The following is an 11,554-nucleotide window of genomic DNA, read 5'->3' as shown; positions in this document are numbered from 1 at the left end:
TTTCGATATGAACAACTATTGGGAAATGGAGTTCCAGCGTCAGACAGACCAGTGGCGGACGATGCCACACATACATAAGTATTACAACCTGCTAAAGTCCTTCGCCGCTCCCGTCGATGTGATCTCGGAGAAGGAGGATTTTTCAGATTATCCCTTCCTGATTGCGCCGGCTTATCAGTTGCTTGATAACAATTTGGTAAAACGTTGGACTGAATACGTGAAGAATGGGGGACATCTGATTCTGACCTGCCGTACCGGTCAGAAAGACCGTGACGCCAAATTGTGGGAGGCTCCTTTAGCGGCTCCTATTCATCAACTGGCCGGAATAAACAGCTTGTACTATGACCATCTGCCTCACAGTCTCTACGGAAAAGTAGATTTCGGCAGTGAGGAATACGCCTGGAACAATTGGGCGGACGTACTAACCCCGGCTGCCGGAACAGATGTGTGGGCTGTCTATACAGACCAGTTTTATAAGGGAGCTGCTTCCGTGATACACCGTAGGCTGGGTAAAGGAACGGTCACCTATATCGGAACGGATACCGATGACGGCAAATTGGAGAAAGAAGTAGTACGTCGTGTATATACGGAAGCCGGCGTACCAACTGAAGATTTACTGTACGGAGTGGTGAAGGAATGGCGTGACGGTTTTTACATCGCCTTGAATTATACGTCGGACATTCAGGAAATAGTCATTCCCGATGAGGCAGAAGTACTGATTGGCAGTGCACGCCTTGAACCTGCGGGAGTAGTGGTGTGGAAAGAAAAATCGGACAACAAGTATAAATAACCCAATAACAAGAAAAATGAAGATAAGAAATCTTATATCTTGCGCCCTTTGCGGGCTTACTCTCTTTGCCTGCTCACCATCCGGGGGAGGGAAAGATAGGGAAATGGACCGTTTCATTACCGACTTAATGGACCGGATGACTCTCCGTGAGAAACTCGGACAATTAAACCTGCCTTCGGGCGGTGATCTCGTGACAGGTTCGGTGATAAACGGTGAACTTAGCGATATGATTCGCAAACAGGAAATAGGCGGCTTCTTCAATGTCAAGGGGATCCAGAAAATTAATGCCCTGCAACACCTTGCGGTAGAAGAAAGCCGGTTGAAAATACCTCTACTTGTAGGTGCAGACGTTATCCACGGTTACGAAACTATTTTTCCAATCCCATTGGCACTGTCCTGTAGTTGGGATACGCTGGCCGTCGAACGTATGGCACGCATCTCCGCCATTGAGGCCAGCGCAGACGGTATTAACTGGACATTCAGCCCGATGGTCGATATTTGTCGTGATGCCCGTTGGGGACGTATCGCAGAAGGGAACGGAGAAGATCCTTACCTGGGTTCTTTAATGGCAAAAGCGTATGTGCGTGGTTATCAGGGAAACAATATGCAAGGCAACGATGAAATACTTGCCTGCGTGAAACATTTCGCACTTTATGGGGCGTCCGAATCGGGACGCGATTACAATACAGTGGATATGAGCCGACTACGTATGTATAACGAATATCTGGCTCCTTATAAAGCTGCCGTTGACGCTGGTGTAGGCAGCATCATGAGCTCGTTTAATATCGTTGACGGTATTCCAGCCACAGCCAACAAATGGTTACTGACCGACCTGCTCCGGAATGAATGGGGCTTCGGAGGACTATTGGTAACAGATTACAATTCGATAGCCGAAATGTCCTCCCATGGTGTCGCCCCTCTGAAGGAAGCATCCATTCGCGCTTTACAGGCAGGAACGGATATGGATATGGTTTCATGCGGGTTCCTCAATACATTGGAGGAATCCCTGAAAGAAGCGAAGGTAACGGAAGAGCAGATTAATATGGCTTGTCGCCGTGTATTGGAAGCCAAATATAAACTGGGACTGTTCTCCAATCCGTATAAATATTGCGATGCCCTGCGTGCCAAAGAGAAACTTTATACGCCTGAACACCGTTCTGCTGCACGTGCGATTGCAGCTGAAACATTTGTTCTGTTGAAGAATGACAACAACCTGCTTCCACTTGAACAAAAAGGCAGGATTGCCCTGATCGGTCCAATGGCAGACGCACGTAATAATATGTGCGGTATGTGGAGCATGACATGTACGCCGTCTCGTCACAGAACATTGTTGGAAGGAATTCGTGCGGCAGCGGGTGACAAGGCTGAAATTCTATATGCGAAAGGCAGCAACATATATTATGATGCGGAAACAGAAAAAGCAGCTACGGGCATTCGCCCGCTGGAACGTGGAGACAACCGGGAACTGTTGGACGAGGCTTTACGCATGGCTTCCCGTTCAGACATCATTGTTGCCGCTTTGGGTGAATGTGCGGAAATGAGCGGTGAATCGGCTTCACGCACCAGTCTTGAGATACCCGATGCACAACAGGATTTATTGAAGGCTTTAGTGAAGACGGGCAAACCTGTCGTACTTCTTCTGTTCACGGGACGTCCTTTAGTCTTAAACTGGGAGGATGCGAATGTTCATTCCATATTGAATGTCTGGTTTGGCGGTAGCGAAACAGGGGACGCGGTTGCCGATGTATTGTTTGGCAAGATCACTCCAAGTGGCAAACTGACAACTACCTTCCCGCGTTCGGTGGGACAGCTGCCGTTATTCTACAATCATTTGAATACGGGTCGTCCTGATCCCGACAGTCATATATTCAACCGCTATGCCAGCAATTATCTGGATGAGAGCAATGAGCCTCTGTATCCGTTCGGATATGGTTTGAGTTATACGGACTTTGTTTATGGTGAGTTGCAGATTAGCTCGGAAACCTTGCCTAAAAATGGTGAGTTGACTGTGTCTGTCACTGTAACAAACAAGGGGAACTATGATGGTTATGAAACGGTACAACTGTACCTTCGTGATATTTACGCGGAGGTCGCCCGTCCAATGAAAGAGTTGAAAGGTTTTGAACGCATTTTCCTGAAAAGCGGGGAAAGTCGTGATGTTAAGTTTGTTATTACGAAAGATGACTTGAAATTCTATAATTCCGAATTACACTATGTTTACGAACCCGGAGAATTTGATGTTATGGTAGGGCCGAACTCCCGTGATGTACAAACTAAAAGTTTCCAAGCAGAATAAAGTAACACCTGATAAAAGTTGTATTGTAGGGAGTACTTATTATAATCGCACGAGCTTGCACTCATGACATAGTACAAGCCGAAGATATTGTTGCCGACACTATGATTTTGTTATGAGGAAAGTTCTGCAACTCGGAAGAAATCAGCGCGACGTTACCTTTAAATGAAATCAAGGTGTACCTTCTACTTTAATGAACAGATTAAATTATTCACTATTTAAAATAAAAAAAGATATGCATTATTTAAGAACACTGACTTATTTATGGAGTTTACTTACTCTTCTTTTAATGGTTGCTATCACAACAATCTGCTCCTGTGTCTCTACACCCCAAAGAAGCGGACAGTTGAAAGAACAAGATGAATATGATGTGGCAGCTTATATTTGGCCGTCGTGTCACAATGATCCGATGGGACGCGACACACTGTGGAGTGAAGGTACAGGCGAATGGGAAATTATCAAAAAAGGTAATCCCCGTTTCGAAGGACACTATCAGCCAAAGGTTCCTTTGTGGGGATACGAAATGGACGATGACACGCAGGTGATGGAGAAATGGATTGACGTGGCAACCGCTCACGGCATCAATACGTTTATCTTCGATTGGTACTGGTTCAACGGACAGCCTTTTTTAGAAAGCACCGTAAACAATGGATTTCTGAAAGCCAAGAATAATAAAAAAATGAAGTTTTACCTGATGTGGGCCAACCATAACGTGGCACACAACTATTGGAATGTACACCGTTACAAGGACAACAACTCGCGTCTGTGGACCGGTGTGGTAGACTGGGCCAACTTTAAAATCATTGTAGAACGAGTGATACGCCAATACTTTCACAAGCCCAACTATTACAAGATAGACAATTGTCCGGTATTTTCCATATTTGGTTTTCATGAACTGTTGGAAAGTTTCGGTAATGCAGACGGTGTGAAGAAGGCTATGGATTATTTCCGTAGCGAAGTGAAAAAGGCAGGATTCCCTGATTTGCACTTGCAACTCATCGGTGACGGGTCTCCCACCGACAAGTTTATAGAACTTGTTGTAAAGGCAGAAGTAAACAGTGTGACAAAATACAATTGGGGATGGCCATACGAAGAAGATTATCTGGCATGGGGTACAAAAGCCATGCAACGTCGCGATCAATGGACAGCGAAACTGGATTCATTGGGTGTGCCATTCTTCCCAAATGCATCAATAGGATGGGATGACACCCCGCGTTTCCCGAATAAAACAGCCAAAGAAGTGGTTCATTACAATGACTCGCCAGAAAGTTTTGCAGCTTTCTTGCAGAAGACGAAAGAATATGTAGACCAACGCCCCGACCGCCCCAAACTGATTACAATCAACTCGTGGAACGAATGGGTGGAAGGAAGTTATCTCTTGCCCGATATGAAGCATGGTTATGGTTACTTGAATGCCGTAAAACGGGTAATGAATGGTGAATATGATTACAAGCCCTAAAAATGCGAATTACTAAATAATGGAAAAATTGATGCTGTATAAAAAATGTCAGATAATAGTACTCATTCCTATTTTTCTATTCCATGTTGTCACATCATTTGCTCAACAACGTGATAGCCGTGTACGGGAGTATCTTTCTCCGATACGCATTGTTTGGCAACAGGAGAGTCAACTAATACAAGGAGCAGAATATTTACTCCGATCAGGGCATGGACAAGCAAATCTTGTGAATAATGAACTCTGTAAACTTTCGAGTACCGGGCAGCAACATCCTGCTATTCTTTTCGATTTCGGAAAGGAATTGCAAGGCGGCTTACAAATTGTCACCGGTATGCCAGCCTCACATGCTCCTGTTACTATTCGTGTTCGCTTAGGAGAGTCGGTAAGCGAAGCTATGTGTGACATAGACGAAGTGAATGGAGCGACAAACGATCATGCTATGCGTGATTTTGTTATTAGTGTACCTTGGCTTGGGGTCTTGGAAGTCGGGAATTCCGGTTTCCGGTTTGCCCGGATTGACCTTTTGGACGATTCTGCAGAATTGCACCTCAAAGAGATACGGGCTATTTCTATTTTTCAAGATATCCCTTACAAAGGTTCGTTCCGATGTAATGACGAACGCTTGAATCAGATATGGCAAACTGGAGCTTATACGGTGCATTTGAATATGCAAGATTATATCTGGGATGGGATAAAACGTGACCGCTTGGTTTGGATTAGAGACTTGCATCCCGAAGTGATGACAGTCAATACGGTTTTTGGGTATAATGAAGTGATCCCCAAAAGCCTCGACTTGATCCGTGACTCTACACCACTTCCCCAATGGATGACAATGTGTACGTATTCTCTTTGGTGGATATTGATTCAGAGAGACTGGTATCTTTATCAAGGCAACTTGGATTATTTGAAAGAACAAAAAGGCCATCTATGTGACTTGTTGCAACTTATAATGACGAGAATTGGAGAAGACGGACTTGAAAAATTCAATGATAATGAAGGTCGCTTTCTTGATTGGCCTTCATGTGAGAATCCACTTTATACAAAAAGTTTCCATTAGTAAACATAGAAAACACGTAATTTGCTATTATGATAATTATTAACAAAAGAAATCTGTTTTTCCTAATTTCCGTCTGGCTGTTGTCTACACTTCTGTCAGCGCAGAATGTCACCATATCTACTCCCCAGACACAGTTGCTCCTCTCGGTACCAAACGGCGGTACACCGGAACAACTGTATTACGGCTCACGCACCTCCGATGCGGATATCCGAAGCATTTGTGAAACAGCATGCAGAAGAAATGCTTATCCCGTCTATGGAATGGGGTATCCATGCGAAACGGCATTGTCTGTCCGCCATGCCGACGGCAACCTGACACTTCAAATGGCAGTCATAGGCGTAAAAGAAACACGCCTTACAAAAGAAAATGCCACTTTGACGGTGATAGAACTGAAAGACAAAGTGTATCCTTTCTTCGTCAACATCTGCTACAAAGCATGGCAGGATGCGGATGTCATCGAGACATGGACTGAAATCCGTCACGAAGAGAAGAAGCCTGTCCAACTTCAGCAGTTTGCTTCTGCCTACTTGCCTGTCCGCCGCGGCAATGTCTGGCTGTCACATCTTTCCGGTGCCTGGGCAAACGAAGGACAACTCTGCCAGGAAGCGTTGCAACCGGGTATGAAAGTCATCAAAAACACGGACGGGGTACGCAACTCCCAATCGGCACATGCAGAAGTGATGTTCTCGCTCGACGGCAAACCGCAGGAGAACACGGGACGCGTCATCGGCGCAGCGCTTTGCTACAGCGGCAACTACAAACTGCGTATTGACACGCAAGAAGACGACTGGCACCATTTCCTCGCCGGCATCAACGAAGAAAACTCCTGGTACAACCTGAAAAAAGAAGAAGTGTTCCGCACCCCCGCATTGGCACTAACCTACAGCGATGAAGGGATGAGCGGATGCAGCCGGAAATTCCACCAATGGGCACGCCTGCATAAACTCGCCAACGGGAACACTCCCCGCAAAATTCTGCTGAACAGTTGGGAAGGCGTCTATTTCGACATCAACGAACAGGGCATGGACCAGATGATGGGTGACATCGCTGCCATGGGAGGCGAACTGTTTGTAATGGACGACGGTTGGTTCGGCGACAAATATCCACGCAAAAACGACTCTTATGCCTTAGGCGACTGGACCGTAGACAAGACCAAACTCCCCGGCGGACTGCAATCATTACTTGACAACGCCCGGAAACACGGCATACGGTTCGGCATCTGGCTGGAACCGGAAATGGCTAATACCAAAAGCGAACTGTACGAAAAGCACCCCGAATGGATTATCAAGGCACCCGAACGGGAAGTGGTATGCGCCCGCGGCGGCACACAAGTCGTGCTCGACCTCTCCAACCCGCAAGTGCAGGATTTTATCGTACAGACGGTGGACGAACTGATGAATTCCTATCCCGACATTGATTATATCAAGTGGGACGCCAATATGTCCATCATCACCCAAGGTTCGCAATACCTGACCAAAGACAATCAAAGCCACCTGAACATCGAATACCACCGGGGTTTTGAGAACGTGTGCCGACGCATTCGCGCCAGCTATCCGCAACTGACGATACAAGCTTGCGCCAGCGGCGGCGGACGTGTCAACTACGGCGTACTTCCCTACTTCGACGAATTCTGGACAAGCGACAATACGGATGCACTTCAGCGTATCTACATCCAATGGGGAACTTCCTATTTCTTCCCCGCCATCGGCATGGGGGCGCATATCAGCGCAAGCCCTAACCATCAGACATCGCGTTCCGTTCCATTGAAGTTCCGTATTGATGTAGCGATGAGCGGGCGCTTAGGTATGGAAATACAGCCCAAGGATATGACGGAAGCGGAAAAGGCATTGTGCAGAAACGCCATTACCGAATACAAAACGATACGTCCCGTCGTACAGTTCGGAGATATTTACCGTTTACTTTCTCCGTATGACAAACAGGGCGCAGCTTCGCTGATGTATGTATCGCCGGAAAAGGACAAAGCCGTATTCTACTGGTGGAAAACGGAACATTTCTGCAACCAGCACTTGCCACGGGTGAAGATGGCAGGGCTTGATCCGGACAAATATTATAAGGTGCATGAGCTGAACCGCATCGACACTGAACCTTTGAAATTTGAAGGTAAAAGTTTCAGCGGTGCATATCTGAATGACAACGGACTGGAAATTCCCTCTACCCACAGAGTGGAATCTTCGAAACAAAACGAATATGCCAGCCGCGTGCTTTATCTGGAAGAAGTAACTCCCTCATTTTCCGACAACCGGATAGAACAACGCCCTCCGTTACGTGTTCTTTGCTTAGGCAACTCTATCACCCGCCACGAATATAAAGCGGACATCGAATGGTTCTCCGAATGGGGCATGGCAGCATCCAAAGAAGAAAACGACTATTGCCATCAATTGGAGAAGATGCTCTCGCAAAACCGTCCCGGCACAGTGGTTACCCCGCTGAACATCGCTTATTGGGAACGTAACCTGAATTGCAATATCGACTCGCTGATTGGCACTCATGTTACGGACAAGGATGTGATTGTTATCCGCTTGGGAGAAAACGTACAAGATAAGGAAGCATTCAAATCAGGTATCCTCCGATTGGTGGAATATTGCAAGCGGAAAGCAGACAAAGTAGTCATCACCGGTTGTTTCTGGAAGGATGAGGAAAAAGAACGTGCCATCATCAACGCTGCGCATATGCATGGACTCACTTTCATTCCGATTGACTGGATAGACCGCTTGTATGATTCACGTCCGAAAGTCGGAGACACTCTTTATGACATACACGGAAAGCCATATACTGTAACCAAGGATTTCATCATCGCACATCCCGACGACGAAGGCATGAAGAAGATAGCGGAAGCAATATATAGGGTTCTCTAATGCCCCCGGTGCTTCATTCTTCCATTATTTACAACTGTATAGTTTCCAATTAATGAGAAACTACAGTTGTATGAATAAAGAATTTCAGTTTAAACCCAAAATGGAGAGAACGCCTTGGCTTACCTCCAGAAGAGTCATGGAAAAACGTTCTGGAAAAACTCGCTCCTCTCCCCATGGAAAAAGGAGTATATGTGACTTATGAAGGAATACCTGAAATGTGGAAAAAATAGTCAGTTGCCCGTCATTGATAAACCTCACATCAATGGCGGGTTTCCTTTCAAAGAAACAGTATGCAGCGATAGCCGACAAGGAATTTGCAATAAAAAAGGAGAAAAGACTTACCAAGTCTTAGAATTCCTTTTACCAATATTCTTGAGGAGAAACAAAGATATGGAACTTTAGACAAATAAACTACACCATCAAAGAGTATAAAACACCAGTGCGACAAACAAATTTCTATTGTTTATCGCACTGATATTTAACTATTTAGCTTATCTGTGGATGTTAGTACTCCTCCTCGTTGAAGAAATTTGCCAACATTGATTATCAATATATTATGTAATAATCAATGAAATTTGCGCAAACAAACCACGCCGTCTGAAACGGTCTGAGGCGATTGGAGGAAGGGTGGACAAACAAATGTTCGAATACCTTATAACTCTACTGCATTTATTGTTTAGCTTGTCCCTGATACAATTTTATCTGTACGGAATCTACTTTGTCTGCGCTGAAGAATGATGAATTGTTAAAAGTCTTAGATTGAATCTCTACAGGTTTGTAGTTGTTGTTAAACAAATGAATCTCTCTATATATTGAATCTTGCTTATTGGATATATTATTCAATGGAGTATACAAGTCATCTTTTTTTTCAATCGAAACTTTATTGATCAGGAAAATTGTTATTCCGATAATCGCTAAAACAATAATACATTCCCAAAAATGTTTTTCAGTTCTTTCCCAAATGGAACGACAAAAAGCGCATTTATAGCCTTTTCCTTTATAATAGTAGTAGCTCTGTTTTATTCGCCTGTATTGAACCTTCCAAATAGGATAATTATTAGACTGATTTATATGGTGTACATAGTCATTGAGAAATTCGTCTATCTCATATTTCATCTGCAATAATCTAGACTTATGCTCTGTCGAGGGAATATAACGAGATGCAGAGTATTGATTATTAAAATCTTCCCAATTTGTTATTTCTCCATAATATTGATCAAGAATATCCATAAACTCTGCAATTTGAAGGTCTAATGATTTTCGTACACCTTGGTCTGTCCCTTTAACATCAATAGCCAAATGGTCATACCAACTCACTACTTTCCGGAATGAACCCTTTCCAAAAGCTACTTTATGAAAAAAGTCACCTACGCGGCCTTTAATTCCTTTTACTTGCTCGATATAATAGTCTTTAAGAACCCTTGTCCTCGTATCCCTTATTGAACAAATATGAGTAACAAAGAAGCCAAATATTATAGATACGGCAATCCCAACAAAAGTAAGAATATCTGCAATTGTCATAATATCGGCATTATATCTAATTTCCCATCACCATTAATATGATAAATGTTTCCACTTATTCCCGAAGAATGTACTACAGTATCATTATTTTTTCTTCTTTCTTCCCATTGAGGATAGGTTTCTTCTTTTACTTGAGCCACTCTTCTTTTGTACATATGTGTATCGAAATCGAGATATTTTTCTACGATTTCCAAAGTAAAATCAAATACCAGCTCGCCTATAGCTTCATCAAGAAAAGAAGACGGGTAACCTGATACTCCATCTAATTCTAATACTAGCTGTTTATTCTCCTTATAAGCCTGTGAAAATGCTTCATTTAATGTCTGTAGATAAAATGCCTCACCAGAATTTGACTCTCCTATTTTATCTTGTCTAATGTACCGTGGACCCGGATTCTCTGTGAAATCCAAAACCTTAATTCTAATCTGTTCCATTATAGTGAATTTATCCATTTGTTATAATTATTTAATGAGACTGTCCATGAGAAAAGAACTCCATTAAAGCCCCGACCTAAAGAAGTTGACTGTTTTGTTTCAAAATCTAATAACACTTTATTTGTTAAGACCTGTAGGTCTGATATAAAGCCCTCTTCAAATGATTCGTATATTATTGGCAATCCTTTATGTCTATTTATTTCGCCTGTTATTGATTGATATAGCTTTTTGAAAACATCTCTTAATACATCTGCTTCACTCTTAAGAAACATATCCTTAATTTTTTGAGACGTTTTCTTCCGTAAAGTTGCGAGAATCCCAAGGCCTGTATCTGTTAAAATGAAGTGTATTTTATCTCCTTCTATAGAAATGGAAACTAACCAATTTTTTTCTCTCATATGTTCATTCGCATGCTCAACAGAATTTGCACTAATCTCACACATATTATCGTAGACCGGAGGATATATAGTTGGCGTACCTACAAGATGGGTCATTGACTCGCGAACGGATTTTCCTATTCTATTACTATCTACACAGTTCTTCCCAACCATATAAATCTGGTTTCCCTTTTGACGGTCTTCTGGCTTCTTTATATTAGTCTTAACAATATCCAAGAAACCAGAGTCTATAATATATTGACGGCATTGAATATCACTTGGATATGTTCCCCAATATCTTATATTTCTACATGACAACTTATTAAGCATAGACAACATTAAAGAAATGGCATACATGTCAATAGCAACAACATTATCTAAATTAACTTTCAGAAAATTAACTTTTTGTCTTTTGCAAACACTTTCAGTCTCTTGTAGAAACTTAATTAATTCATCAATATTACTAATATTAAATCTCGATGGAGCAATAGCTTCATATGTTTTCAAACCTTGAGGACCTTGACGCGGTTTTTGTATATTTTCGGTCATTCTTCTTAGTTGCCGATATACTCTTCTTTTATGAAGCGTTTTCTTAATCCTTTTTTGACGTCGTATTTTCCGCATATCAGACTTCTGTTTGAGACGAATGTGGATTATCTGATGTCTTTTCATATTGATATTCTTTGATTGATGCAAATGTACGCAAAACAAATCGATTTATCGAATATAATTCGCTATATTTGCACT

7 protein-coding genes and 2 pseudogenes are annotated in these 11,554 nt (G+C 43.0%); 5 read left to right on the top strand and 4 right to left on the bottom strand.

The window, feature by feature from the left end:
* From KTR06_RS18020 to KTR06_RS18000, 5 genes and pseudogenes are all read left to right on the top strand, one after another.
* A partial coding sequence (locus tag KTR06_RS18020) for a beta-galactosidase trimerization domain-containing protein (protein ID WP_254306442.1) occupies positions 1 to 790 on the top strand: 790 nt, incomplete at its 5' end.
* 16 nt (positions 791 to 806) lie between these two features.
* Positions 807 to 3,086 (top strand): beta-glucosidase BglX, encoded by a 2,280-nt coding sequence (gene bglX, locus KTR06_RS18015; protein WP_118219092.1) that lies wholly within the window; start codon positions 807 to 809, stop codon positions 3,084 to 3,086.
* A 232-nt stretch (positions 3,087 to 3,318) separates the two neighbouring features.
* Positions 3,319 to 4,542, top strand: a complete 1,224-nt coding sequence (locus KTR06_RS18010; RefSeq protein ID WP_004316150.1) for a glycoside hydrolase family 99-like domain-containing protein — start codon at positions 3,319 to 3,321, stop codon at positions 4,540 to 4,542.
* A 19-nt stretch (positions 4,543 to 4,561) separates the two neighbouring features.
* Positions 4,562 to 5,572 (top strand): annotated as a pseudogene (locus tag KTR06_RS18005) (glycoside hydrolase family 78); the annotation flags it as partial.
* A 56-nt stretch (positions 5,573 to 5,628) separates the two neighbouring features.
* Positions 5,629 to 8,475, top strand: coding sequence for an alpha-galactosidase (locus KTR06_RS18000; protein WP_117683430.1), 2,847 nt, complete (start codon positions 5,629 to 5,631; stop codon positions 8,473 to 8,475).
* 222 nt (positions 8,476 to 8,697) lie between these two features.
* Here KTR06_RS18000 and KTR06_RS24545 read toward each other — a convergent pair.
* The 4 genes and pseudogenes from KTR06_RS24545 to KTR06_RS17985 form a co-directional block, all read right to left on the bottom strand.
* Positions 8,698 to 8,808 (bottom strand): annotated as a pseudogene (locus KTR06_RS24545) (IS982 family transposase); the annotation flags it as partial.
* Between the two features lie 336 nt (positions 8,809 to 9,144).
* Positions 9,145 to 9,996, bottom strand: coding sequence for a hypothetical protein (locus KTR06_RS17995; RefSeq protein WP_217290660.1), 852 nt, complete (start codon positions 9,994 to 9,996; stop codon positions 9,145 to 9,147).
* Positions 9,993 to 10,430 carry an STAS-like domain-containing protein gene (locus tag KTR06_RS17990; protein ID WP_217290659.1) on the bottom strand — a complete coding sequence of 146 codons (438 nt, stop codon included), beginning with the start codon at positions 10,428 to 10,430 and terminating at the stop codon, positions 9,993 to 9,995. The genes KTR06_RS17995 and KTR06_RS17990 overlap by 4 nt, the downstream gene beginning before the upstream one ends.
* Positions 10,430 to 11,479, bottom strand: coding sequence for a hypothetical protein (locus tag KTR06_RS17985; protein ID WP_217290658.1), 1,050 nt, complete (start codon positions 11,477 to 11,479; stop codon positions 10,430 to 10,432). Before KTR06_RS17985 ends, KTR06_RS17990 begins: the two co-directional genes overlap by 1 nt.
* Positions 11,480 to 11,554 lie beyond the last annotated feature (75 nt).

Source organism: Bacteroides sp. MSK.20.12 (assembly GCF_019052435.1).
GTDB lineage: Bacteria > Bacteroidota > Bacteroidia > Bacteroidales > Bacteroidaceae > Bacteroides > Bacteroides xylanisolvens.
Note: the sequence above shows the minus strand (reverse complement) of the source record. Positions and strands in the feature narration are given on the sequence as shown.